Source organism: Halovivax cerinus, assembly GCF_024498195.1.
Classification (GTDB): Archaea; Halobacteriota; Halobacteria; order Halobacteriales; family Natrialbaceae; genus Halovivax; species Halovivax cerinus.
The window spans coordinates 3,166,391-3,192,116 of sequence record NZ_CP101824.1; the positions used below are offsets into that span (position 1 = coordinate 3,166,391).

Sequence of the window (25,726 nt, forward strand, 5' to 3'; positions counted from 1 at the left end):
TAGAATGGCCACGTGGTGCGAGCGCAATTCTCTTACTAATGAGTACAGTATGTCGCCAGACGAGTCGTGGGACAGGCGCGTACGCACGCGGCTAAGAACCCATGCCGGGACTGAAAGAGACGAGACTGAACGACGCCGGCGAACGGCCCAGAACGAAGAGGCGGTACAGCGTTCACGGACCGTCTGAGACACGGTTAGCAACCTGACGGAAAATCGATCGAATGCGATGAATCGAATGAACCAAAACGAAAGTCTCATGCAGAGAATTCGACGACGATCGCTGACGAGTGGCGATTAGTCGTCGGAAAACATGGACCCGAGCTGGTCGCGCCACTCGATAATGTCGACGACGTCCGCGGACACGTCGTCCAGATCGTCTGCGAGCGAATCGACGGTTTCTGCGAGTTCGTCGACGTCGGTGGTGACGTCATCTACGTTAGATTCGATCGACTCCGCGCGGTCGTCCAGGTCAGAGACGGACGACTCGAGGCTCGACACCCTGTCGTCTATCCCGTCGACCGCCTCGTCGTGAGACGACACGGTGGTCGTGAGGTCGGACAGATCGGATGAGACCGACGTCACCGAGGATTCGAGTTCGGCGACCATCGAATCGAGGTCGTCGACAGCACTCGACGTCGAAGAGAGTGACGAGGTGAGGTCGTCGATCTCTGCGGCGTTGTCGTCAGCCGTCGCATCGATAGATTCGACCTCCGATCGGAGCGCCGACAGTTCGGTCGAGAGGTCGTCGATCAACTGCGCCCCCGAACCGTTGTCGTCGAGAAAGTCCTCCAGGGCGTTCGCGTAGGCCGCGACAGATTCGACGCGTTGTTGCAGATGGTTCAGGCGTGCGTCTGTAGAACCGGAAATGGCGTTTTCCGGTAGCGCATCGACGATCGTCTCCAGGTCAGACTGATCGACGCGATCGGCTCGTAGTTCCGAAGCGAGCGCCGCAGAAATGGACTCAGTTGCAGAGTCCGCGGTGTCCACCCCGTCGTCACGGCTATCGGACGAATCATCCGCATCCGTAGTCACGGACGTGTCGTCGAAATCGTCGTCCACAGACGGCTGATCTCGGTCCCCGACATCGGATTCGGATTCGTCGTCACCCGGTTCTGTCTCCTCGGCGACGCGTTCCGCTGCGGCGTCGATATCGAGTTCGATCTCCGAGCTAGATTCGTCTTCCGAATCCGAACCTGAAGACTCGGCCGAGGGAGCACCCTCCGATTCGAGGCCTGGAACCGAATCGGCGTCACCGGAGAGAAGGCGCTTTACGGCATCTGCCCCCTCAGAGGATACCACTTCCTCGACCGACTCGGAGACGTCGGCTGCCGTCGACTCGACGACGTCGTGCTCACTATACGCCTCGATCGACGGTTCTGTGAGAAACGCGGCCGGATCCAGTTCGTCGTCGAGGCGAATACCGTAGACGGTGACGAGAGACTCGTTCGGTTCGACGACGCCTTCGAACTGAACGCGGTGATCCTGGTAGGCGGTCCACTGATCGCTGTGATACTCCGGGTGAAAACCGACGGCGTCCATCGGGAACGACTCGGGGATATCTTCTGTCAGACGAACCGCCGCCGGTTCGGGGCGGTCGGAACTGATCTCGAAACGGATCGCCGGAACCGGGAATTCGTCCGGGGCGTATCGCTTCGTTACGGTGACGTCGTCTCGATTCACCGTCACGATGTCTTCAGTGTCCGCACTCGAACTCATTACGGGACGATTACAGGAGCACGACCATAAATGAAGCGGGCGATTCGACGGGGCAGGGACGACGTTCTAGACCGTCGAAGCCGACTAGTGCACAGCATGGTCCACGTACGGAAGAACGGACGTTCGAACGGACGAATACTAGCGGAGGAACGGACGGGGGATGAGAGAGCGGGTGAGGGGGAGCGAGAGAAGGTGGATGAGGGTGAGAGAGAAGGTGAGATAGGGTGAAATAGAGTGAATGAACAAACAAATGAGAGTGAGAAACGGCGAACGCAACTCTCGTTCCGTCACAGATCGATGCGGTCACCGATACGGGCGATTTCGAGGGTCCGAGGGTAGTCGAACGATCCGATGTGGTGTGACAACGCCGTCGGATCGGCCGTCAAACCGCGCCACATGTCCCAGTGGGAGGGAAGCAGTCGGTCGAACCGGAGGTCGTTCGCGGCACGAACGATCTCGTTTTCGTCGTTGTACCATCTCGTTCGCTTCGGCTCCCGCGTCTGTTTGTCCGGGATCCGACCGACGGAGCCGAACGCGAGAATACCCAGGTCGATATCGTACGATCGACCGATTCGTTCGAACGCATCCGAGGGACGCGAGTCGCCACCGTGAAAGATCGTGACGTCTCCGTGCTGGATGACGTAACTGACCGGCTCGTCGGCGTCAGGATCTGTCGCCGCTTCGACGGTTATCGTAACCGACCCCACGTCGAAGGTGTCGCCGACTGAGACCGATCGAATCTGAGATGGGTCCACGTTCCACTCGTCGGTCCATCGTTCCGATCGAGTAACCTCGACGCTCGCGTCGGGGCCGTAGAACGTCGAGGCGGTCTCGGCGAGAATCGGTGCCTGTGTCGGACCGTGTACGTGATCCGTGTGTTCGTGGGTCGCCAGGATCGCGTCCATCCGAGTGACGTCAGTCGGATCGAACGGGACGGGAATCATCCTGACCGTCCGCGGAGGATCGCCGAGTCCAACGTACGGGTCGACCGAAATCGTCGTGCCGTCCGCCGCCTTCAGTACGAACCCGTTACACCCCAGGTACCAGAGGGCTATGCCGTCGGGATCGGCCTCGGCGACGTCGCGTACCAGCCAGTCACCCCAGTCACTTTCGACCATGTACGACCGATGCGTGGAACCTGCGGGTAACAGTTGTGGTTCGTCGCAGGGACCGCCTCACCTACCATCGGAACCGACGGTGCAGGGTCGCTTCACCAAATCGCGTGGAAAATGTCACCAGATTCTATAGAAGATGTCTCCAGGTTCCGTGGAAGATGTCACCAGGTTCCGTGGAAGGTGTCGAATCCGATATCCGAGAGCGGTTTGTTGCCGACGGCAGCGTCGTACTCCCCGGGTGTCAGCATCGGCTTGTGAAAGCGGGGACCATCGTCCGTCGTAATTCGAGGGCAGCCGGTGTTGACGAACGCGTCGACGTCGAAGTTCCTGAGTCGATCAGGCGTCACCTCGTCCAACGTAATCAGGTAGGCGTCGTCGTTGTCGTCCAGAATACGGTCGGCTTCCTCCCAGCGCCCCTGTCCGATCTTCGTACAGAAGATGACTCCCCAGGTTTCGGCGTCCATGGCCTTGTGGACGGACGCGTAGCGCTGTTTGACGAATTTCTCCGTGTCCGCGACGGTGACGACGTTGTTTACCGGGTCTGCGATCACGACGCGCTTGTCGGGATGTTCCATCGCGAGTCCAAGCGGGTGGAACTTTCCACCGCCGACGTAGAGCACCTGGGCCGCATCAACGTCGGCGCTGGCGTAATTACACCCGAGAACCTGCCCCTCGTGAGTCAGTCGGTCGTCCCCACGCCGCGTCTCGACGTCGTACCCTTCCGCAGAGAGGGTCTCGCACATCTCGTCGAACCGATTCATGTGCTGGGCCGTCGTCACGAGGCCGATCGATCCGTGCTCTGCAGGTGGTGCCAGTTCGTCGAGCGCCTCGTCGATGATCGGGAGAACGTCGACGTTCGAGAAGAGTGGGACGTAGATCACCTTGTCCGTCTCCTTCATCGGCGAGTGACCGAAGTGAACGAACACGTCCGATCGCTTCATCAGGTAGGTATCGAGATCGCACGCGCCGTAACACGGCTGGCCGGAGATGAGAACCCGGACGTCGTCGGTCAGATCGCGCTCGGCGACGAGTTCACGGATGTCGTCCGCGACGCGGGGGGCTCGCCGTTTCAGTCCTTCGGGGAACTGTAACCCGACCGTGTCCGCGTCCCGCTCCTCGATTGCTTCGGCGATGCGGTCGAGTTCGTAATCCCACTCCCGGTCGTGTTTGAGACGCATCCCTGTATTTCGCAAGTCCCCCTCGCTGTACGACGACTCCTGGCTCATTGGCCTGAATACCCGCTACGAACGTAAAACCTCCACGTTTCACCGACCACGGGCCTCCGAGACGCCGGGACGAGCTCCGCCATCCAGCACTGCATGTAGTCGGGGAACCGCCCGAAACGACCTATCTTCGCATCGAGCGTCCACACCACCACTGGGCCCCGAGTACCTCGTTCCACACGGCCACCGGTCCTGTCAGCCCCACGTCTGACTGCCGTTCGTTCACTGATATAAAGGCGGGCAAAAAGTCATGGTACTGGAGTCTAAAGCGAAGACCAATGTCGACGACATCCGAAGGAAAACTGTTCGACCTCTATCGGTCGTATATCGGTGAACCCGATAGCGAGCGAGACGTCTACGTGGGATTCGGGCTATTCCTCTGTGGCATCGTTCTGGCGGGCGTCGCGCTCGCGCTGTTCGTCGTAGGGACACAGCACGCCTACCGGACGGAGTCATTCTTCGCGTGGGTACAGCCCGCGTACGCGCTTGGGATGCTATCCCTCCCGGTCGTCATGCTCGGAATCGTGATCTTGCTCCCGTCCGAGCGGCGAGTCCTCGCGGTCTCCGTCGTCGGCGTCGCGATAACGATCGCTGCCACCGCCGGCTTCCTGTACGCGTATCCGGACGACTGGAACGGATGGGGGAACGACTACACGGTTCCCATCGTTACCGTATACGCCGTCGGGCTCGCCGGCATCTCGGCGTCGACTGGTGCCGCGTTGATCGCTCATTACCTCGACCTGGCGAGACAGATCGAGGTCACCGCGGATGACGACGACGAGACCGAACACTACACGGACGAGGAGATCTCTGCAGACATCGACGAGGCAATGGCCGACGTCGAACTCTCCTGGGGTGGCGTCGAGAGGTCAGATAACACCACGCTGACGTTCACGGACAACGAGTTCTCCGACGCGGAGATCGGGGACGTCGGCGTGACGAAAACGAGATCGTCTGGTGTCCAGTCGCAAGTTTCCGGGCTCAAAGGGATGAAACAGGGCGAGGCCAAGACCGCCACCTCGACCGGAACCGTCGACGATCAGACGGCGAAGTTAAAAGAACTACGCGAACAACAACGCGCCGATGACCTGGCGACCGCCGAACGAGGTGTCGCCGGTCGGGTCCGAGCACGGGTTACCCGCACCGGAGAGGCGATTCGATCGAAGGCCGATGCCGTGCGGCGGCGGATTCGGCGAAATTAAGCCGATTCTCTCGTCGACAATACGCCAGTATACTTTTCTATCAATTCGGGAATTTATTCACATAGATTTATATTCCGTCAGTCGCCTTGGACACATATGGCGAAAGGCCTAGACGTCGGAACAATGAACATCCTGTCGGCACAGCAGGATGGTAACGACACGGTATTCGTTCAGCAACGCAACTCGTTCGTCGAGATCGAGTACTCGGACATGGCAGAGCAGATGCTCTCGCGAAGCGAGGTCCTCCACATCCGAAAGGACGACAAGGTGTACGTCGTCGGCGACGACGCCCTGAACTTCGCGAACATCTTCAACAAGGAGACACGCCGACCGATGTCACAGGGAATCCTCTCCTCGGACGAGAAATCGGCGATCCCGATGATGAAACTCATCATCGAACAGGTCGTCGGCGAACCCGCGTACCCGGACGAGAAACTGTACTTCTCGACGCCGGCAGACCCGATCGACTCCGAGCTCTCGACGCTGTATCACCAGAAGACGATCGAATCCTTCCTCAACGACGTCGGGTACGACGCCGAACCCATCAACGAGGGGATGTCGGTCATCTACTCCGAGCTCGCCGACAACAACTTCACCGGCCTCGGTATCAGCTTCGGGGCCGGCATGACGAACGTCTGTCTGGCGTACTACGCCGTCCCGGTCATGAAGTTCTCCGTCGCCCGCGGCGGTGACTGGATCGACGAGCAGGCCGCGCGTGCGACCGGAACGCCGGTCGACAAGGTCACCTCTATCAAGGAGGACGACTTCGAACTCGACTTCACGACCGACGTCGGCGGCGTCGAGGGCGCGCTCTCGATCTACTACGAGAACCTCCTCGACTACGTCATCGAAAAGGTCGTCCAGGAAGTCGACGACGAGGACGTCGAAGAAGGGCTCGACATTCCGGTCGTGGTCACCGGCGGAACGTCCAGTCCGAGCGGCTTCGAGGCGCTCTTCCGCGACCACCTGGAGGACGCGAACATCCCATTCTCTATCAGCGGCGTCTCCCACGCCGACGAGCCCCTGTACAGCGTCGCTCGTGGTGGTCTGGTCGCCGCCCGATCCGACGAAGACATCGAACACGACGCTGCGGATGAAGACGAAGCCGAAGCGGCTGCGGCCAGCGAGTAACCGCCGCATCACTCGTTTCAGGACGGCTCCGCCAACGGCAGGCCGCCGTACGCAAGGGTCGTTCGACCGGTGTGAAACGGTTCTGGAAAGACTTCGATGTCGATCGATCGCCTCGATCAGGGTCACTACTCCCATCTACCGAGTCGAAACACTCGCTCGGTACGAGAGCTGACACGATTTACGCCAGTGTCCGCGGCCGATCAGGATCACCACCGGAGGCCCGGAGGCGACCCTACCGCTCGTAAAACCGTTCCATCGCCTCGTGCCAGGTCTCCCGCTCCTGCCACTCGGCTTCGTGCTCCACCGGGACGTCGGCGAATCCACACCGACTGCACGCCACCGTCGTGGTCTCCGCGAGAGAGAGTCGCTCGAGTGGTGACTGGCACCGTGGACAGGTGTCCATATTTAGCCCTATCACTCAATGATCTTAATTCTATGTGATTCGACCGACCCTCCATGCCGCTTCCATGTACTTCGGCCCACCTCACATTACTGTGAGGCATGTGCAAACATATTTGTATGCGGCCAGTGTATTGACTGGTATGAGTACCACGAGCCGGACCGACGTCAGTTCGACGCTCGAGTCGTGTCGATCGGCGGACGTCACCCCAGTCGTGCTCGAGGCCGAGTCGCTCGAATCCACCGCGCCAACGTACCTGGCGACGCTGAAACGAACGTTCGCCGAAGAGGGCTTTCAGCCGGCGACAGTTACCGTCACGGCCCGATTCGACTCGACCTGTTCGATCGACACACAGTCCGAGATCGATCGCATCCGTGGGTACGTCCGTGCCGCCTCGTTCCTGGGCGCGAGTACAGTCTCGGTGACGACCGAATCCGTCGAGGACGTAGACACCGTCGAACCTGCACTCGAGGCGTGTGCCGAGCGTGCAAACCGCGAAGGGGTTCGGTTCGAGGTGGACGGCCCCGTCACCATCGCAGGATAACCGGTCCGGACGTCTCCCGGCGTGACACGAGAGACCTATTTGAGTACCCGACCCACCGTCGCGTCGTACGACGCATCGGTCGTCCGAGTCCGAACCCACTGTGGCCAGACCAACACCGCTTGCGTCACGACTGCCTGTCCCGCATATGTCAACGCCCGCTTCGCTCGCTCTGACGTCACCGTCAGTCGAAACACACAGGGACATCGCCGGCGGAGTGACGGTCGATGCCGTCACGGCGGACGCTCGCCGCAGCGCTGGAATCGGTCGCCGACTTTCGCGAGCCGCAGGTGTCACTCGAGCAGTACGTGACGCCACCGGAACTCGCCTCGCACGTCTGTCACCTCGCGGCGATGCGCGGCGATATCGCGGACCGGTGGGTCGTCGACCTCGGCTGTGGGACGGGTATGCTCGCGCTCGGTGCGAGGTACGTCGGCGCGACACGAATCGTCGGGATCGACGTCGACCGAACAGCACTGGAAACCGCCGTCACGACGGAGCATCGGCTGTTCGATACGATGCGTATTCACTGGGTAACGGGTGACGCGACCACGCCACCGATCAGTCCGGGGACGGCGACCGTCGTCTCGAATCCGCCATTCGGTGCGCAGCGGGGGAATCGTCACGCAGACCGACGGTTCCTAGAGGCGATCAGTTCGATCGCCGACGTCTCGTATACGATCCACAACGCCGGCAGTCTCGCGTTCGCCGAATCGTTCGCCGCCGATCACGGTGGAACCCTGACCGACGCCTTCGAATCCGAGATACCGATCGATCGTCGATTCGACTTCCACACCGACGATCGGTCGACGATTCCGGTCGAGGTGTTCCGGATCGACTGGCGGGAGGTTGAATGAGATGACGGGATCCGAGCGTCTCAATCACTCGTCGTACTCACGTATAGCGACGACCGCTCGCGTCCCGTCAGACACGGCAACCAGGCGGTCATCTTCGTGAACGAGCGTGATATCCCCGTTCGTCGATCGGTCGTCGGCCGCCGGAACGGGAACCGTCTCTGAGGACTCGTTCTCGCCCGCCATGTGAAGGACAAACGTCCCGTCTACCGACGCGAGCGTCATCGACACCCCGTCGACCGCAACCGACGAGCGACGTGGTGGAGATTCGAACGCGAGCGACCGATCCGCGGACGGCGAGTCGAGCCAGACCTGATAGGTGGACTCGTTTCCGACGACGTCCCAGCCGGTGCGTTCGACCGAGACCGTCCGACGCCAGCCCGGTGCGCCGAGTTCGACGGAAGCGGACCCCGAGTGGGCGAGACGATTCGCACTCACGGCGTTCGTCCAGAGCGATCGCTCGGTCGACCAGACGATCACACCGCTCACCGTCACCGACTCCGTCGACCCGTAGGCGTCGACCGGGACGACGGAGACGAGTTCGTGTTCGACCGATTCGTCGTACGTGACGCCGTAGCCGTCGACGGACAGCGCCGGTTGAGTATCTGATGGGGCCGGGGAGACGGCATTCAGCGCCAGTGCCGGGCCGGAAACGAGTGCCAGAACGACGACGAGCGCCACAGTTGCCGTCTCTCGTCTCGGGAGACTGTCGATACGACCGGCGAATCCGGCGCTGATAGCGGTCGAACGAACGGCCCTCCTGCCGACGTCGAATATCCGTCGGACTCGGTGCGTGTAACCCGTTCGCTCCGGGGTCGCACGATCCCGATCGGTTCCAGTGACGGTGGTGTCACCGATCAGTGGCCGCTCGGAGTCGGTCACCGCGAGCGTCACGACGATCGACAGTACGAGAACCAGTGCGACGCCAGGTGCGCGAAACAGCACGTACCGCCCCTCGGCGCCGTACCAGTAGATTGCCCACATCGATTTCCCGAACGCGAACAGGACGACGGCGATCCAGAAACGGCCAGGTCTCGGGCGGCCGCGAGCCCGCGAGGAGACGGCGAGCGCGAGCAGTACTCCGGCGAGAAATCCGAGAGCGTGGGCCTGAATCGCGATCGTCGCCCAGCCGGGTGGCGCCGGTGGCGCAGCGTCGACGCCCGCCACCGTCACGGGCGACCGCATCGCTCGAATCACCGTCAGGAGAGCGCCGTGTGCCCCCAGACTGGCCACGACGGTGTGTATGGGATACGAGACCATGGCGAACCCGGCGAACGCGAACACGACACCCGAGAAGCCGATGACGGGACCGACAGCCAGGACGCTCGTCGCGAGCGCGACGAGACAGACCCCGAGCGGAAAGACGACGACCGCTCGAACGCGCGGATCGGCCCGGATCGAGGCGGATCCATCCGTACTGTGTCCCGGGTAGTGACCCCAGGCGTACTCCGCGATCGGAGCGAGGACGAGGGCGCCGGTCAGGTTACCGAGCAGGTGACCGAGGGACGCGTGCGCGAACGGAGCCGTCACCATCCCGAGCGGATACCGGTACGACCAGGCTCGATACGGGATACTGACGGGATCGGTCGGTTCGGTGAGCCCGTCCTGAACGACGAAGTAGACGAAGAGGACGATACCGACGACGACGAGCGTTCCCCACGGTACGCCGAGGTACAGTCGATCCCGTGCCCGCTGGTGCCAGTCGGTCTCGCCGTCCAGGTGGTCGACGCCTCGGATCGCGAGGGTGACCAGGACCACGAGGGAAAGCACCGTCACTGCCGTCGTCCAGCGCATGTGCTGATGGAGTCACCGAACGGGCAAAGCGATTGTTCTTCCGACCGAACGAACCGTCCCACTCTCCGTCGGACGAGTACTCGCCGGTCCCCGGTGGCGTGACCGGCGGACACGAGCGAAGACCTTCGAAAGGTACAAACAGCTAACTCGCCCAGTACACGCTATGGAACTGCGGGTCACCGACCGAAGCGAGGAGGAACTCTCCATCGAGATCGCCGGGGAGGATCACACGTTCATGAACGTACTGAAGGGGAGCCTGCTCGAACACGACGACGTCAGCGCCGCCACCTACGACATCAACCCAGAGCAATCGGGCGGCCAGACGGATCCGATTCTCACCATAAAGACGGACGGATCGATCGAACCGCTAGACGCCCTCGAAGAGGCGGCCGCCGACATCCGGACGAAGGCCACGACGCTCCGTGACGCGTTCGAAGCCGCGGCCTGACGTCGCCGTAAACTGACCGATCGATTGGTTCGGTCACTGTACCACCCTGATCGATAGACCGATCAGTGCACTCCCGAATCGGCGATCGACCGCCCGATGACTATCGTGTGGACCCGTCCGAGTCCGTCAGTCTGACCGGTACGTCACGTTCCGCCAGCGCTCGCTTCGTCTCCCGAATCGAGTACTCGTCGAAGTGGAAGATCGACGCGGCGAGCGCTGCGTCTGCGTCCGCCGCGACGAACACGTCGTACATGTCGTCGGGGCTGCCACAGCCCGACGAGGCGATGACGGGCGTGTCGACGGCGTCCGTGACGGCCGACGTCAGCGGAAGATCGTAGCCATCTTTCGTCCCGTCGCGGTCGATAGAGTTCACGAACAGTTCTCCAGCACCCCGCCGTTCCGCCTCCTCGGCCCACTCCACGACGTCGATACCAGTCCCCTCGCGACCGCCGCGTTTGGTACACTCGAACCAGCACGACTCGCCGTCCGCCTCGACGTAGTGGGTTCCCTCATCGTCGTACCGACGCCGTGCGTCGATGCTGATGACGATGCACTGGCTGCCGAACGCCCGCGCGCCGTCGGTGATCAGATCGGGGTCTTCGAGCGCCCCGCTGGTGATCGACACCTTGTCCGCACCGGCCCGGAGCGTCTCCCCGATATCCTCGACCGTGCGTATGCCGCCGCCGACGGTGAGTGGAATAAACACCTCGTCGGCTACGGATTCGACGACGTCGAGCATCGTCTCCCGGCCGTCCGCGGAGGCGGTGATGTCGAGAAAGACGAACTCGTCGGCGCCCGCTTCGTTGTACTCGCGGGCCATCTCGACCGGGTCGCCCGTGTACTCCAGGTTCTCGAAGTTGACGCCAGTGTACACCGCCGCGTTTCCGTCCTCGTCGAGATCGACGTCGATGCAGGGAATAATTCGTTTGGTGAGTCCCATACGGCTTCTATCGGGAGTTGGGGACGCGGGTAGTAAAGGAGTCCGGAGTGGCACGAGCCGTTCTCGCCACCAGGAGAACCCGATACAGGCGTCGGTGCCTCGACCCGTCCGGATCCGGACGGGCTGGCGAATCAGTCGGTACGAAGCCGATCCCGGAACGTCTCGACGGCGTCCGGCAGGGCCGTCAGCTCCGCGCGCCTGAGTGCGTAGTCGCGGTATTCGTCGTCGAGCGAGACGCGCGTCTCCGGATCGTTGTCTGCGGCCCGCCGGACGGCCGCGTCGGTCCACTCGAGCGATTGTAGCCTCTCGGCACAGCGGAGCGCCCCGAGCGTCGGGCCAGTGACCGATTCCCGAGCCGTCTCGGCGGCCAGGAGTGCGGCCGACCGTTCGGCCTCGATCTCCGATACGGACGCCGGCCACGCGAACGATCCACTTCGGACCCAGTCTCGAAACGTCTCGAACGCACGGTACCGCACCTCGAACTCGAGTGCACGGTAGAGCGCGGTTCCGAGCCGCCCCTCCACCGACGCCGTTTCCACGCCGTCGGCCGCATCGATGACCTCCCCGCCCGCTCGCCAGAGGGCGAATTCGAGACCCCGATCGTCGAGGTCGTCGACACCGACGGCCCCGTACCAGGTGTCGCCCACCTGCTCGGGGAAATCGACCGTCTCGATCCGCTCCAACGAGCGGTCGATCACGTCCGAAAACGACGATTCCAGGGGGACGACGTCGGACTGGCCGGCCTCGTACCGGTCGATCAGGTGCGACCAGATCGATGCCGTCGCCGACGCACGTTCGACGTCGCCGGCAGCCTCCCCGAGATCGATGACGGTGTCGCCGAGGCCGGCGCGCCAATCGCCGAGGGTACGCTCTGCTCGACGGAGGTCGGCTTCGCGTTGACGGGCGACGAGCGCCGCACGGAGTGTTCCCTCCACCGTCTCTGGACCGCGATAGTCGATCGCGTCGAGTTGCGTTCGAACCGTCCCGAGCACGTCGGTCCGTTCCGTTCGGAGGTCCGCAACGAGCGACTCGTGATCCAGTTCGATCGCATCGTACGTCGTCCGCGAGTGGCGGGCAGCACCCCGTGCGTCGGACGTCTCGCGCAGGTGTCGGTACCTGGCGACATCGCTCGCGTCGCGACCGTCGATGGCGTCGCGTCGATTCGAGGCGATCGATTCGCGGACGACGCCGTTCGGAACGTCCGCAACGGTGATCGGGTCCGGAATCTGCGCGAGGAGTTCGTCGACGCGGTCGTGGGCGTCGGCTATCGACGCCGACGACGGCTCGATGGGGTCCGGCCACTCGATCGATGGCCCATCGGCAGACAGAACGGCGTCCACCGAATTCGCCGGGACGCGACCGTTCGAAGTACGCTCTCGCCAGGGAAGACGGTCGAGACAGCCCGCCAGCGACGTCCCGGCCCCACCGACAGAAGCTGCGGCGAGGAAGTCGCGTCGGGTCGGACGGAGCGTTCGATCGCCGGTCATCGGGAATCTCCCTCGGTAGCTGACCGGTTCCCGGCGTGTGCAGCGTCGGAATCAGCGGACCGACAGACCATACTCTCGGAACTGCCGCTGCTCGACGGCCGGTCCCGGTAGGGTCGAGCGACCCGGATGACGATCGCCTCCATCACGCGCTTGTCAGCCTCACATCGGGTCGTCGGCTCCTTCAACCAGCGACAGAGGTGAAACCGGAAATCGTCGTCGCGAGCCTCGACGCCCGTAAGCTCTCGGTAGTAGCAGTCGCCGATGGAACGCTGCTCCACGACGATCGATTCGGATTCAAAATCGGTCGCCGCGACGAACGACCGAAGGTCGGCCGCCGCCGTCTCGATTCGCAGCGTGTCCGCAGCTGCGTCGTCGAGGACGAAAAACGTGGAGTTCAGCCGGGCGTACGCCGAATCTGCCCCGCCGTTTGCGCTGTATTTCTCGGCTGCATCCTCGTCGGGGAAGACGAACTGGGAATCGGTCTCGGCCCGCGCGAACAGAACCTCGTACTCGTGTGTCGAGACGTCGGTCCCTCCCAGATCGACCGTCGATCGGTGCGACGACGATTCGCGGAATTCAGTGCGGGAACAACCGGCCAGGGCGCCGGCGACGCACGCGCCTCCTGCCGCGAGTACGCCTCGTCGCGTCCAGTCTCCAGAGGGCATCTGTTCTCGGTAGCTACCCACCGAATAAATACTTGCTGTACGACACGAACGGGGAGGAACTGACGTCGACACCCGCAATCGGGTCGATCCGTGTGTCGGTGTAGACGGGTTTAAGGGGCTCTCCCGGGTACCATCTCGTATGGCCGACGAAACGGAACGAGAGGATGCGGACGACGCGAAACGAGAGAATTCGGACGACGCTGGATCGACATCCGATGACGCACAACACACGCCACGAGAGACGGCACCGATGAGCGACTTCGAGGCGAAAAACGCAGCGATCGGCGCGGCGATACTCGTCGTCGGACTCGGTGTGAGTATCGGCGTTCCCCTGTTCGTCCTGTAACGCGTCGGTCAGAAGACGTATTCGTCGTCGTGTCCCATCATTCCGTCGTCTTCGAATCCCGGTTCCTCCTCGTCCTGCGGACCGCTCGTTTTGTAGGCCTTTATCCCAGTCGAGAGCAAGTCTTCGACCGCCTCTTCCCGATTGACGAACTCGCCGCGTTCGACCATCTGGGCGATCTGCATCTCTAGGTGTTCCGGGATCGTGAGCTCAACTTTCGGCATCTGATTCGGGTTTCGGTGGAGGGGCATTTAAGTTTGACGGGGAACTTACACAGGTGGGAACGGACGCCTGACTGGTGAATGCGACAGTTTGGTGTACGATACGCGACACACCGACGAGCACCCCACCCGAACCGGGGCGTGGAGACGAATACAGGTGGGTCCACCGATCCCGGCTCCGTCCGGAACGAAGCCGACCTATCACGACTGACTGACGACCGAGCGTCGACGATCGGTCGTCAGGCGTTCCCCATTACCGAGTCGATCGTCTGCTTGATCGAACGACCGGGTTCCGTTATCATCGACAGCCGGTTGTTCATCCGATGCTGCATGAAGTAACTGGCGAACGCCAGGATCGTCGGCGGCCAGAGTCCGACGAAGAGTCCACGTTCTTTCTCCCCCTTGAGGAAGAAGTAGTACCACGAGAGTCCGACAGAGGCGGCGGCTGCCATGACCGCTGGCCCCATCGCTTCCGACCCGGCTTCGACGGGCTCCGTTGTCGTCGACTGATCGCGCATCAATTGTTTCGTTGCCATGCGAGAGCATCGGTCGGCCACGTCGCACTTGGTTATCCCCACCGTATCGGTTCGCCGACGATTGAGGGTCACGTCGTCGGACCGTTTCAGCGGGTTTCACGGGCCGTGGCGTGCCCGTAATCCCTCGTTAGCTCCCAGGTTCCGACGGCTTCAGTCACGCACGAAACGGATCACCCCGACGGTGCCAGATCGGACGAGAATGGCTCCGATCGAGGGACGACGAGGGGTGGTCGGGTAAAACCACCACACCTACGGTCCCGACCACGTACGATATGGTATGAAAGACGTCACCGATCTCCACCGGGAGTTCGACGGTGAACGGCTTCCACCCGGCCAGCGGGAGACGACGGCCTTCCCCGTCCTCAGCAAAGGGGAGACGCCGGCAGTGAATCGCGACGAGTGGGAACTCTCTCTCACCGGAGCGGTAGCGTCGCCGCGGACACTCACCTGGGAGGAGTTTCGAGCACTTCCATCGGAGACCCAACGCCAGGACTTTCACTGCGTGACCGGCTGGAGTCGATTCGACTGCACGTTCACGGGTGTCACGTTTCCGACCCTCGCCTCGCTCGTCGGGGTCGACGACGACGCGGTCCACGTCCTGTTCTCGGCCAGCGACGGGTACACCACCGACCTCCCGCTCGAAGACTGTCTGCGCGAGGAAGTCATGCTCGCGTGGGAGCTAGACGGTGAAACGCTGCCCGCCGACCACGGTGGGCCAGTGCGCGTCGTCACCCCACACCGGTACGCGTACAAGGGGGCGAAGTGGGTCGACGGAATCGAGTTTCTCACCGAGCCGGCGCTCGGTTTCTGGGAACGACGGGGGTACTCCGAGACGGCGAATCCCTGGAACGAGGAGCGATATAGTTAGGCTGAAGGCAGTTCCCTCCCGATGACCCTGCAATGGTATCCGCCCCGGGTGGGCACACCGCGTCGTCGACGACCGAACGACCCGCACTCACGAGTCGAAGCCGCCGACTCGGGGACGGCTCGATAGCGGGCATCCTCGACACCGTCGACGACCACGGGCACTGCTGGTCGGCGCCCGACGGCCTCGAACTCGTCGGTCGAGGCGTCGCTACCGAGCTCACCGTCACGCGACCGGATCGGATCGAACGCGTCCGCGACCGGGCCGCGGAACTCTTCGCCGGTATCGATCACGACGGACCGCCGGCGAGTCGACCTCGCGCCGTCGGCGGGTTCACCTTCCACGGCGCGCGCGAAGGGGGTTCTCCACCGAATCGGACCGACGAGACGTCGCGAGATCGAGTAGACGAGACCGCACCCGGTGCCCGGCGGGCGATGTGGCGTGGGTTCCCCCCGGCCAGGTTCGTCGTCCCGACCGTGCAAGTGACGGTCGACGATGGCGAGCGGTGGGTGACCGTCGTCGACCGGGAGGACGAGGTGGCCGACCGCCTCGGGGACGTCGTGTCCGCGCTCGAATCGGCGCCCCGTGACCGGACCGACGGTCCGACACCGACGATAGAGAACAGAGCACGATCGACGACCACCGACGAGTGGCACCGACAGGTCGACGAAGCCGTCCACGCGATAGCGACGACCGACCTGGAAAAGATCGTCCTCGCCCAGGCACTGACCGTGGATCTCGACCAGCCCGTCGATCCGATATCGACGCTCGGACGGCTGGGAGGACGCTACCCCGAGTGCTATCGATTCTCGTTCGACGGGACCGCCGGTGGAACCTTCTTCGGCGCACCCCCCGAACGGCTGATCGCGAAGCGGGGCGATCGATTCGAGACCGAAGCGCTCGCCGGTTCGGTTCCCCGGGGCGAAACGCCGGACGAGGACTCCGCCCACGCCGAACGGCTCCGCCACAGCGACAAACTCGACGCCGAACACGCGTTCGTCGTCGATGCAATTCGCTCTAACCTCGACCCAATCGCCGAGTCGCTCACCGTCGATACCCAGCAGATCAAGCGACTCGCGACGATACAGCACCTCCAAACGCCGATGTTCGGGCGACTCGACGGCGGCACGCACGTCCTCGACGTCGTCGCTGCGCTCCACCCGACGCCGGCCGTCGGCGGCGTCCCGCAATCACGGGCATGTGAGAGTATCCGGTCGATCGAACCGATCGACCGCGGGTGGTACGCTGCCCCGATCGGCTGGTTCGACGCACACGGAGACGGTGAGTTCGCCGTCGGAATCAGATCCGGCGTGGCGAACGGGACGGCCCTCTCGGTGTTCGCCGGGAACGGGATCGTCGCCGGCAGCGACGCGGCCGAGGAGGCCGACGAGATCGAACTCAAGCTCCGCTCGATCATAGACGAGTTCGGGCGAGAAACCGCATGACAGACGTCAACCCGGCGACGCTGTGGGGGCGCACTATCGTTTCCGAACTGGCCGCGGGCGGGCTCGAACACGTCTGCATCGCCCCCGGAAGCCGGTCCACACCCCTCACCGCCGCGTTTGCGGCACACGAGGACGTCACTGTCCACTCACACCTGGACGAACGGTCGGCAGGCTTCTACGCCCTCGGCCGCGGTCGCCGGACGAGTGAGCCGACCGCACTCGTCTGTACCTCTGGGACCGCCGCTGCGAACGTCCACCCGGCCGTCATCGAGGCCGATACCGGCCGCGTGCCGCTGCTCGTACTCACCGCCGATCGGCCGGCAGAACTCGCAGACAGTGGAGCGAACCAGACCATCGACCAGACGAAGCTCTACGGCGATTCGGTTCGGTGGTACGCGCAGTTGCCCGAACCGGTCCCGAACGAGCGGACCCTCGCGAGCGTCCGAACGACGGTCGCCAGGGCGCTCGGACGCGCCTCCGACACGCCGAGCGGACCCGTCCACCTGAACTGCCCGTTCGCCAAGCCGCTCGATCCGGATCCGACGGCGGAGCCGATCCCTCGCGAGCAGCTCGACCCGTTGCTCGAACAGTCCCGAAACGGCCCGTACGTTTCGACCACGAACGGAACGGTCTCGACGGACTCCGACACCGTGGACTCGCTCGTCGACGCGCTCGAAGACGCCGACCGTCCGCTGTTCGTCGCCGGACCCGCAGATCCCGAGGCGCTCTCGAATCACGCCACCTGGCGGGATCCGCTCGTCGAGCTAGCGGAATCGATCGGGGCACCCATCCTGGCAGACCCGCTCTCGGCCGTTCGATTCGGCCCCGGCGCGTCGTCTCCCACCGTGTGCGGCGGATACGACGCCTACGTAGACGCCCTCCCGGATCCGGATTGCGTCGTCCGAATCGGTGCCTCACCGACGTCGAAACGGCTCAGACGGGCACTCAAAGACGCGAACTGCCGTCAATTCGTCGTGGATCCGGCTGGATCGTGGCGCGAGGCGACGTTCAGCGCGACCGATCTGGTCGTCGCAGCTCCGTCGACGCTGCTCCCCGAACTCGCTACGCGTGTCGGTGCGAGGCAGGCGTCGACATCGGACGGCGACTGGTTGGGCCACTTCACGGACGCGGAGCGGACCGTCGACGAGGCGGTCGACCGACAGCGATCGGCCGACGCGCTCGCCTCGTCACCCGTCGAAGGGAGCGTTCTCGCCACGGTTCTCGAGCGAGCGCCTGACCCGTCGACCGTGTTCGTCTCGAACAGCATGCCGATCCGCGACGCCGACCTGTTCGGACGGCCGCGCGAGGCGTCGCTCACCGTCCTGGCGAACCGGGGCGCAAGCGGTATCGACGGCATCGTTAGCACGGCACTCGGGGCAGGGAGTGCCACGGACGATCCGCTCACGCTCGTCACGGGTGATCTCGCGTTCTACCACGACAGCAACGGCCTCCTCGCACTCTCACGGTGTCCCGTCGACGCGACGATCGTCCTCGTCCACAACGACGGGGGCGGCATCTTCCACAAACTCCCTATCGAAGCCCACGACCCACCCTTCACCGCACAGTTCAAGACGCCACACGGGCTCGACTTCGAACCGTTCGGCTCGGTGTACGGGTTCGACTACGTCAGTGCAGACCCAGAGACGTTCGAACGGACGTACGCAAATGCCGTCTCGACCGACGGAACGACGGTCGTCGCCGTCCACTTCGACGCGGCGTCGAGTCACCGACGGCGGGAAACCCTGCTCGATACGGTGACGTCCCGCGTCTCGGAGTGAGAGTCGACGACTCGTGGCCGAGGACGATCACCATGAAGGCTCGATGTCCCGCGCCACCGGGCACGGATGCCAGGAACCTGCACTGATCACCGATCAGTGCGTCAACACCCACCATACCGCGAGCGCGTACCCGAACGGAATCCAGAATCCGCCCAGAACACCGAGGGCCAGCGGCGACAGGGGTGAGACGGGGCGACCGATCGCGAACCAGGCCGACGCCAGGAGGCTCAGGCTCCCGAACACGCAAAGCGCGACTCGCGGCGTCGTCAGGAGATATCCGATCACGAGGAGGGTACAGGCGCCGATACACAGGTTGACGGGCCACGGGAAGACCGGCGTGATCGTCCCGTAGACCAGGACCGGATAGATGGCGGCGATACCGGCCCCCACGACGATCGTCGAGCCGTCGAGTGGTCTGAACGGACGCTTGAGTTCGACCTCGTCGTCCCACTGTGTCACGACGTACCCGGATCGACCCGATCCGGTCCCGGCGGTCGACCCGTGCGCCCACGGGTCACGACCGGCCCGTTGACGATAGCTCGACTCTCGCCTGCCGCCCGAGCCGGTGGAACGCGCGAACCCGGATCGCGACCCCTGTCGAGTTCCATTCCCGAACGACGATCCCGAATCGCCCACGGATCCCGATCCACCGGTGTCCGTTCGCCACCGTTCTCGACGTGCGCGGTCACGACGTGCGCGATGACGAGCGTGATGGCTCGGTCCCGATGGGTCGGCGGTCGACGCGCGATCCCGGGATGCGTACCGCTCCCACCACCCCTCGTCCGGCCAGCCACGGTCGGTCCCGACGGGTTCGTCACCGGAATCGTCGTTCGCGGCCGACCGGGACGCGTCGCTCCCGGACGCGACGTACCCATCGTGCCCGAGTCGATCGTACCGGGCCCGCTCCAATTCGTCCGTGAGGACGTCGGCGGCGGTCGTCACTCGTGAGAATCGTTCGGCCGCGTCGGGGGCGTCGTTGTGGTCCGGATGGGTCTCTAGGACACGCTCGCGGTAGGCGCGTTCGATCACCGCGACCGAGGCGTCCGGATCGACGCCGAGTACATCGTAGTAAGTCTCGCCCATCCGTTTCCGCTTCGTACCGAGGCAGACGTAAAAAATCAATCGCAACGGCAGTCAATTTTGCATTCCGAAACCCAGGGAGGTAGAACATTCCGGATTTCGTCACCCCGATCGACGACAGGACCGACTCTGACATAACGTCGAAACCGTCACGGGAACCTATTTGGGTCGGACGCCGAAGAAGACGGTAATGGTGTCCGAACTCTTCGACGAATCGCAGTGGGATCCGGTGGCGACGTTCGATTTCGAGGATATCACGTACCATCGGGCGGTCGAGTCGGGAACCGTCCGTATCGCGTTCGATCGGCCGGCCGTGCGCAACGCGTTTCGCCCGCGGACGGTGGACGAACTGTCCGACGCGCTCCGACACGCCAAGCGCCAGACCGACGTCGGGTGTGTACTCCTGACCGGTAACGGTCCGTCGCCGAAAGATGGCGGCTGGGCGTTCTGCTCCGGCGGTGACCAGACTATTCGGGGCGAATCGGGCTACGAGTACGATGGGTCCGAACCGCGCGCCTCCGAGGGCGGACGGTTACACATCCTCGAGGTGCAGCGTCAGATCCGTCACATTCCGAAGGTCGTCGTCTGCGTCGTGCCGGGATGGGCGGTCGGCGGCGGACACTCGTTGCACGTCGTCTGTGACCTCACGCTGGCCTCGCGAGAGCACGCGAAATTCCTGCAGACGGACCCGGACGTCGCGAGCTACGACGCTGGCTTCGGCTCGGCCTATCTGGCCCGTCAGATCGGCCAGAAGAAGGCCCGCGAGGTGTTCTTCCTGGGAAAGACCTACTCCGCGGCGGAGGCCGCCGAGATGGGGATGGTCAACGAGGTCGTCCCGCACGAGGAACTGGAGGAGACCGCGCTCGCGTGGGGTGAACGGATCAACGGGAAGAGCCCCACTGCCATGCGGATGCTCAAGTACGGGTTCAACCTCGCCGACGACGGATTCGTCGGCCAGCAGGTGTTCGCCGGTGAGGCCACCCGACTCGGGTACATGACCGACGAGGCCCAGGAGGGCCGCGACGCGTTCGTCGAGGGACGGGAACCGGACTTCGACGACTATCCCTGGCACTACTGACCGGCAGCAGCGTGCACCGTCACGTGGGTGAGAGTCGACCACGACCCAGCGCCCGATAACGGATCGACGGTCCCGTGTACAGAGGACCGAATCGGATCGACGGTCCCGTGTACAGACGACCGAATCGGATCGACGGTCCCGTGTACAGACGACCGAATCGGATCGACGATCACGGGTACAGACGATCGACTTCGGATCGACGATCACGGGTACAGACGATCGAATTCGGATCGACGGTCACGCGAACGGATGGTCGAAAACCCATCACCGACGGCGCGAGACACCGGTCGAAAACCGATGTCGATCACGGACAAAACGAACGAGCGACCGACGCGCGACCGAGCGTCGATCCGACCGCAATGCCAACGTTGACACTCTCGGGGAACAACAGTATCGAGTAATGACGACGGTCGAGCCGAACGTCTCTCGAAGCCGTGCGTGGCTGATGGCGGCCCGTCCACAGACGCTCCCCGCCGCGATCGCGCCTGTCGTCGTGGGGACGGGACTGGCCCTCCACGATCACGTCTTCGCCCTGGTTCCGGCGCTGTTCGCCGCTCTCGGGGCCGCACTCATCCAGATCGGTACGAACTTCGCCAACGACTACTACGACGCCAAACACGGCGCGGACACGGACGACCGCGAAGGGTTCACCCGCGTCACACAGACGGGCCTCATCCCGCCGGGACAGGTGAAACGAGCGGCGGTGACTACCTTCGCTCTCGCCATCCTCGCCGGCGTCTACCTGGTCTTCGTGGGCGGACTCCCGATCGTCGTGATCGGACTCTCGGGCGTCCTGTTCGGCTGGGCGTACACCGGCGGTCCCTACCCCCTCGGCTACCACGGTCTCGGCGACCTATTCGTGTTCGTGTACTTCGGCCTGGTCGCCGTCGCCGGCACGTACTACGTCCAGGCCGCCAGTCACGTCGTCGAGGGATTCCCCCTGACTCTTCCCCCAGACGCGATCACGACGGACTCGCTTCTGGCCGGCGTCCCGATCGGGGCGCTCGCGACAGCCATACTCGTCGTGAATAACCTCCGGGACGTCGACACGGACGCCGAAACCGGGAAGCGAACGCTCGCCGTGCGCTTCGGACGACGATTCACCAAGCTCCAGTGGACCGCACTCGTCGCCGTCGCCTACCTCGTGCCGATCGGACTCTGGACCGATCCTCACCTCGGCGCTGCCGTCCTGCTCCCACTCCTGACGATTCCACACGCCCTGCTGGTCGGTCGACTCGTCTGGCAGGAGGTGGACCTCAACTTCGCCCTCGAACGAACGGGAATGCTACTCACGCTGTACGCGCTCACCTTCGCCGGAGGACTGATTCTCTCGTGAGCCTCGACGTGACGTACCGATCGTTTCGCTGTCCGCTCGATCGCCCCCTCCAGACGGCCGACGGAACGATAGACGAACGAGCCGGGTTCTTGATCCGGCTCACGGACGGGACGGACACAGGCTACGGGGAATCCACGCCGCTCGCCGGGTGGACGGAATCACTCGACGAATGCCGCGAGGCACTCGACGACGCCGTAGACGCCCAGTCCAACGGCCACGCCGCCGTACTCGACGCCGTCGACCACACCGCCGCCGATCGACACGGCATCTCGCTGGCGCTTGCGGACCTGGCCGCGACGCGTGACGCGAACCCACTGTATCGGGACCTCGGCGCCCTGGAACGAGTACCGCGCATTCCGGTCAACGCGACGATCGGCGACGGCGACGCCGACGAGACGGTCGACGCCGTCGACCGAGCCGTCGACGACGGATTCCAGTGCTGCAAGCTCAAGGTCGGGCGGCGATCGGTCGCGGACGACGTCGAACGGGTCCGGCGCGTCAGGGAGACGTTCGGGGACGATCTCGACCTTCGCGTCGACGCGAACGGCGCCTGGACCTTCGACGAAGCCGAACGAGCGCTCGACGGGCTGAACGATCTCGACGTCTCGATCCTCGAACAACCTCTGCCAGCCGGCGCGCTCTCGGGACTCGCGGAGTTGCGCGGCAACGGTGTCGCGATCGCCGTCGACGAGGGCCTACTCGAACACGGCGTCGACGCCATCGAATCCGCGCACGCGGCCGACGTCTACGTCCTCAAGCCCATGGCGCTCGGCGGTGTCGACGTCGCCCGGCAGGTCGCCGCCTGGGTCGGCGAATCCGACCGGTCGGTGATCGTGACCACGACGATCGACGCCGTCGTCGCTCGAACCGCGGCCGTCCACCTCGCTGCGGCGATCCCGAACGTCCTCGCCTCCGGTGTCGCGACCGGGGACAGACTGGCCGAGGACCTCGCACGCGACCCCGTCTTCATCGACGGCGGAACAGCCGTGATACCACAAACGAAGGGATTAGGCGTCGAAAACGTCTGGGACGAACCGTGACGCCGACGGACTGGCCCACGACCGACCTCTGTCGACTGCGCGCGACCACCACGCCGAATCGAACGGCCCTCGTCGACGCCGACGACGGTCGCCGGTGGACGTACCGGGAACTCGACGACGTAGTGACGACGCTCGCGGGTCGCCTCGACGTCGAGACGGATGCTCGGGTCGGAACGCTCCTGTCTACGGGGCCGCGACTCGTCACGACGGCGTTCGCCGTCGCCCGACTCGGGGGGACGCTGGTACTCTTGCCACCCGACGAATCGAACGACTCCCTCGTCGAGAAAGCCTCGCAGGCGTCACTGGACGGGCTCGTCACCGCCACTGAGACAGATCCGCTCGGCGAATCACTCGCGTCACGCTGTGACGTCGACCGTATCGTCACGCTACACGACGTTCCGACCGCGCCGGGTGACGGAGCGAGCCGCCGCGACGATCCGTCGGACGCGACGGGGACGGCGACGATGGACGCCGCCGAGCTCGGGCCTGACCACACGCAGGTCGTCGTCTTCACCTCCGGAACGACCGGGACACCCAAAGGGGTCAGAGTGACGACATCGAATCTCCGGTCGAGCGCGGTCGCGTCTGCGTTCCGCCTCGGCGTCGATCCGGACGACCGGTGGCTGGTCCCGCTCCCGCAACACCACATGGGCGGATTTGCCCCGGTCGTCAGATCGGCGCTGTACGGAACGACGCTCGTCACGACGCGGTCGACGGAACCGCACGAGATAGCCCGGATCGTCGAGGACATCCGATGTACGGGCACATCGGTCGTTCCGACGATGGTTCGGTCCCTCCTCGAGTGGGGGTGGGACCCGCCGTCGCACCTCCGGTTCGTCCTCACTGGCGGTGCACCGACGCCATCGGAGCTCGTAACGGCGTGTGGAGACGCCGGGATTCCGATCTGTCCGAGTTACGGTGCGAGCGAGACCGCCTCACAGATCGCGACAGCGACACCGGACCAGGCTCGACGGCGTCCCGACAGCGTCGGACACCCACTCGTCGGCACGAGTATCGAACTAGTCGGCGAGGACGGCACCCCCGTCGACCAGGGTGAAACGGGTGAGGTGATCGTCTCGGGCCCGACGGTCTCCCCAGGATACCTGGATCCGGCACAGACGGCGGCTGCGTTCGAGGACGGTCGGTTCCGAACGGGCGATCTCGGTCACCTGGACGACGGTGCTCTCTACGTCACCGGCCGTCGGAGCGATCGGATCGTCACCGGCGGCGAGACGGTCGATCCGACCGAAGTCGCCCACACGCTGTGTGAACACCGGTCGGTCACGGACGCAGCCGTCGTCGGCCTTCGAGACGACCGCTGGGGCGAACGAGTTGGCGCAGCCATCGTCCTCGATTCCGACGCTGGCGACGTCGATCGGGCGGCGCTCGAACGGTTCTGCGACGACCGGTTCGCGCCCCACAAACGGCCGCGTACGATCGCCTTCGTCGATACCCTCCCGAGAACGGACTCGGGAACCGTCGACAGGAACGCCGTCCGGACGCGACTGGAGACGGATCGGTAACTGCTCGTACGACGGTTTCCCGGACGGGGACGGAAACGTATCTGGAGACGGCACGCTGTCTCCCGGATACGAGAACGTGTGAAACCACACCGAGTGGACAGCGACGGCACGATCGAGAGGCGGGACGGAACTGATGGCTACAGAGCGGCGGGTGACGAACGCACGAGATTCTCCGGTCGGTCCTAGTTCTCAGACTGAAGGTCCTGGAACGCACCGACGAAATCGTCGTGGGACTGCATGTCGGAGACGCTCGCGTCGACTTCCGACCGGAGTTCGTCGACGCGGTCGATCAACTCCTGGTACTCGTCGTTGTTCTCGAGTTCACGCTCGGCCTTCTCAGACTCGAGGAGCGCCTTCTTCGAGACCAGCGAGTAGTACTCCTGAATGTCGGATTCGTACGCTGATCGACTCGTGACCTGGTCGATCATCGTGAGTAGTTCCTCCTTCGACACAGGCTTGACGAGATAATCGTCGAATCCCATTTCGATTATGTCGAAGTCGGGATCGACGGCGGTTACCATGACGACGCGACAGTCGTATCCAGCGTCACGGAGCGCTTCGAGAACTTCGTCACCGGAGAGACCCGGCATCCGCCTGTCGAGCAGGACGATCTCGACGGAGTCACTCATCTTCGAGAGGGCCTCGTCGCCGTCGTACGCGGTTTCGACGGGGCGCTCGGTACCGATCCAGGCTGCAAAGAGATCCGCCAGTCTGGCCTCGTCGTCGACGACGAGTACTTCCGGCTCCTCGTCACTCATCGACCAACACCTCCCACTCGGTCACGATCGATTCGACCACATGCCCGAATGGGTTCACTCCGTGATAAATCTCGCGACCAGTTATCATATTTCCAATATTATATTTCCAATGGTTGCTTCGGCCGTTGCGAACGGACAGGCCGGACCGAACGCACCGGCCACACCGACGCGGTTTCTTGCCCACAGATGCTGATGGGGATGCACGCC

25 protein-coding genes are annotated in these 25,726 nt (G+C 63.9%); 13 read left to right on the top strand and 12 right to left on the bottom strand.

Annotated elements, in window-relative coordinates; all coding sequences use genetic code 11:
- Positions 1-294: 294 nt before the first annotated feature.
- From NO366_RS15045 to dph2, 3 genes are all read right to left on the bottom strand, one after another.
- Entirely contained in the window at positions 295-1,716 is a 1,422-nt protein-coding gene (locus NO366_RS15045; protein ID WP_256531602.1) for a hypothetical protein, read from the bottom strand.
- A gap of 287 nt (positions 1,717-2,003) precedes the next feature.
- The gene (locus tag NO366_RS15050) at positions 2,004-2,834 is read right to left on the bottom strand and encodes an MBL fold metallo-hydrolase (protein WP_256531603.1); all 831 of its coding nucleotides are present in this window, start codon (positions 2,832-2,834) and stop codon (positions 2,004-2,006) included.
- Between the two features lie 158 nt (positions 2,835-2,992).
- Positions 2,993-4,057 carry a diphthamide biosynthesis enzyme Dph2 gene (gene dph2, locus NO366_RS15055; RefSeq protein ID WP_256531604.1) on the bottom strand — a complete coding sequence of 355 codons (1,065 nt, stop codon included), beginning with the start codon at positions 4,055-4,057 and terminating at the stop codon, positions 2,993-2,995.
- A 275-nt stretch (positions 4,058-4,332) separates the two neighbouring features.
- On the opposite strand from dph2, the gene NO366_RS15060 reads away from it, so the two are divergent.
- Both NO366_RS15060 and NO366_RS15065 read left to right on the top strand, forming a co-directional pair.
- Positions 4,333-5,256, top strand: coding sequence for a cell division protein CdpA domain-containing protein (locus tag NO366_RS15060; protein ID WP_256531605.1), 924 nt, complete (start codon positions 4,333-4,335; stop codon positions 5,254-5,256).
- Between the two features lie 96 nt (positions 5,257-5,352).
- A complete protein-coding gene (locus NO366_RS15065) occupies positions 5,353-6,387 on the top strand; it encodes a disk-shape morphogenesis protein volactin (protein ID WP_256531606.1) in 1,035 nt (344 codons plus the stop codon).
- A gap of 232 nt (positions 6,388-6,619) precedes the next feature.
- On the opposite strand, the gene NO366_RS15070 is transcribed toward NO366_RS15065, so the two are convergent.
- Positions 6,620-6,790: a hypothetical protein gene (locus tag NO366_RS15070; protein ID WP_256531607.1), complete on the bottom strand. Its 171-nt coding sequence runs from the start codon at positions 6,788-6,790 to the stop codon at positions 6,620-6,622.
- 139 nt (positions 6,791-6,929) lie between these two features.
- Here NO366_RS15070 and NO366_RS15075 point away from each other — a divergent pair, with 139 nt between their 5' ends.
- Together NO366_RS15075 and NO366_RS15080 are read left to right on the top strand one after the other, a co-directional pair.
- Complete coding sequence (locus NO366_RS15075; protein ID WP_256531608.1) at positions 6,930-7,331, top strand: sugar phosphate isomerase/epimerase; 402 nt, start codon at positions 6,930-6,932, stop codon at positions 7,329-7,331.
- 224 nt (positions 7,332-7,555) lie between these two features.
- Positions 7,556-8,185 carry an METTL5 family protein gene (locus tag NO366_RS15080; RefSeq protein ID WP_256531609.1) on the top strand — a complete coding sequence of 210 codons (630 nt, stop codon included), beginning with the start codon at positions 7,556-7,558 and terminating at the stop codon, positions 8,183-8,185.
- A gap of 24 nt (positions 8,186-8,209) precedes the next feature.
- Here the strand turns inward: NO366_RS15080 and NO366_RS15085 are convergent, their stop codons facing one another.
- Positions 8,210-9,976 carry a rhomboid family intramembrane serine protease gene (locus NO366_RS15085; protein WP_256531610.1) on the bottom strand — a complete coding sequence of 589 codons (1,767 nt, stop codon included), beginning with the start codon at positions 9,974-9,976 and terminating at the stop codon, positions 8,210-8,212.
- Positions 9,977-10,139: 163 nt separating this feature from the next.
- Between NO366_RS15085 and NO366_RS15090 the strand changes: the two genes are divergently transcribed.
- The gene (locus NO366_RS15090; RefSeq protein WP_256531611.1) at positions 10,140-10,424 is read left to right on the top strand and encodes a DNA-directed RNA polymerase subunit L; all 285 of its coding nucleotides are present in this window, start codon (positions 10,140-10,142) and stop codon (positions 10,422-10,424) included.
- A 100-nt stretch (positions 10,425-10,524) separates the two neighbouring features.
- Here the strand turns inward: NO366_RS15090 and hisF are convergent, their stop codons facing one another.
- From hisF to NO366_RS15105, 3 genes are all read right to left on the bottom strand, one after another.
- Positions 10,525-11,364, bottom strand: coding sequence for an imidazole glycerol phosphate synthase subunit HisF (gene hisF / locus NO366_RS15095; RefSeq protein WP_256531612.1), 840 nt, complete (start codon positions 11,362-11,364; stop codon positions 10,525-10,527).
- Between the two features lie 131 nt (positions 11,365-11,495).
- Positions 11,496-12,851, bottom strand: coding sequence for a twin-arginine translocation signal domain-containing protein (locus NO366_RS15100; RefSeq protein WP_256531613.1), 1,356 nt, complete (start codon positions 12,849-12,851; stop codon positions 11,496-11,498).
- Positions 12,848-13,516, bottom strand: a complete 669-nt coding sequence (locus NO366_RS15105; protein ID WP_256531614.1) for a hypothetical protein — start codon at positions 13,514-13,516, stop codon at positions 12,848-12,850. The genes NO366_RS15100 and NO366_RS15105 overlap by 4 nt, the downstream gene beginning before the upstream one ends.
- Before the next feature lie 139 nt (positions 13,517-13,655).
- Here NO366_RS15105 and NO366_RS15110 point away from each other — a divergent pair, with 139 nt between their 5' ends.
- Positions 13,656-13,862, top strand: a complete 207-nt coding sequence (locus tag NO366_RS15110; RefSeq protein ID WP_256531615.1) for a DUF7550 family protein — start codon at positions 13,656-13,658, stop codon at positions 13,860-13,862.
- Positions 13,863-13,870: 8 nt separating this feature from the next.
- On the opposite strand, the gene NO366_RS15115 is transcribed toward NO366_RS15110, so the two are convergent.
- A complete protein-coding gene (locus tag NO366_RS15115; RefSeq protein WP_007697004.1) occupies positions 13,871-14,083 on the bottom strand; it encodes a DUF7120 family protein in 213 nt (70 codons plus the stop codon).
- Positions 14,084-14,319: 236 nt separating this feature from the next.
- Positions 14,320-14,616, bottom strand: coding sequence for a hypothetical protein (locus NO366_RS15120; protein ID WP_256531616.1), 297 nt, complete (start codon positions 14,614-14,616; stop codon positions 14,320-14,322).
- Positions 14,617-14,893: 277 nt separating this feature from the next.
- Between NO366_RS15120 and NO366_RS15125 the strand changes: the two genes are divergently transcribed.
- The 3 genes from NO366_RS15125 to menD are packed head-to-tail and all read left to right on the top strand — an operon-like array spanning position 14,894 to position 18,704.
- Entirely contained in the window at positions 14,894-15,484 is a 591-nt protein-coding gene (locus tag NO366_RS15125) for a sulfite oxidase-like oxidoreductase (protein ID WP_256531617.1), read from the top strand.
- A gap of 32 nt (positions 15,485-15,516) precedes the next feature.
- Positions 15,517-16,926: an isochorismate synthase gene (locus NO366_RS15130; protein WP_256531618.1), complete on the top strand. Its 1,410-nt coding sequence runs from the start codon at positions 15,517-15,519 to the stop codon at positions 16,924-16,926.
- A complete protein-coding gene (gene menD, locus NO366_RS15135; protein WP_256531619.1) occupies positions 16,923-18,704 on the top strand; it encodes a 2-succinyl-5-enolpyruvyl-6-hydroxy-3-cyclohexene-1-carboxylic-acid synthase in 1,782 nt (593 codons plus the stop codon). Before NO366_RS15130 ends, menD begins: the two co-directional genes overlap by 4 nt.
- Before the next feature lie 93 nt (positions 18,705-18,797).
- On the opposite strand, the gene NO366_RS15140 is transcribed toward menD, so the two are convergent.
- The gene (locus tag NO366_RS15140) at positions 18,798-19,787 is read right to left on the bottom strand and encodes a J domain-containing protein (protein ID WP_256531620.1); all 990 of its coding nucleotides are present in this window, start codon (positions 19,785-19,787) and stop codon (positions 18,798-18,800) included.
- 187 nt (positions 19,788-19,974) lie between these two features.
- Here NO366_RS15140 and NO366_RS15145 point away from each other — a divergent pair, with 187 nt between their 5' ends.
- From NO366_RS15145 to NO366_RS15160, 4 genes are all read left to right on the top strand, one after another.
- Positions 19,975-20,862 carry a 1,4-dihydroxy-2-naphthoyl-CoA synthase gene (locus NO366_RS15145; RefSeq protein WP_256531621.1) on the top strand — a complete coding sequence of 296 codons (888 nt, stop codon included), beginning with the start codon at positions 19,975-19,977 and terminating at the stop codon, positions 20,860-20,862.
- A 400-nt stretch (positions 20,863-21,262) separates the two neighbouring features.
- Positions 21,263-22,198 carry a 1,4-dihydroxy-2-naphthoate polyprenyltransferase gene (locus NO366_RS15150; RefSeq protein WP_256531622.1) on the top strand — a complete coding sequence of 312 codons (936 nt, stop codon included), beginning with the start codon at positions 21,263-21,265 and terminating at the stop codon, positions 22,196-22,198.
- Complete coding sequence (menC, locus tag NO366_RS15155) at positions 22,195-23,238, top strand: o-succinylbenzoate synthase (protein WP_256531623.1); 1,044 nt, start codon at positions 22,195-22,197, stop codon at positions 23,236-23,238. Before NO366_RS15150 ends, menC begins: the two co-directional genes overlap by 4 nt.
- Complete coding sequence (locus tag NO366_RS15160) at positions 23,235-24,761, top strand: class I adenylate-forming enzyme family protein (protein WP_256531624.1); 1,527 nt, start codon at positions 23,235-23,237, stop codon at positions 24,759-24,761. The genes menC and NO366_RS15160 overlap by 4 nt, the downstream gene beginning before the upstream one ends.
- Positions 24,762-24,943: 182 nt before the next feature.
- Here the strand turns inward: NO366_RS15160 and NO366_RS15165 are convergent, their stop codons facing one another.
- Positions 24,944-25,519 carry a HalX domain-containing protein gene (locus tag NO366_RS15165; RefSeq protein WP_256531625.1) on the bottom strand — a complete coding sequence of 192 codons (576 nt, stop codon included), beginning with the start codon at positions 25,517-25,519 and terminating at the stop codon, positions 24,944-24,946.
- Positions 25,520-25,726: the final 207 nt, after the last annotated feature.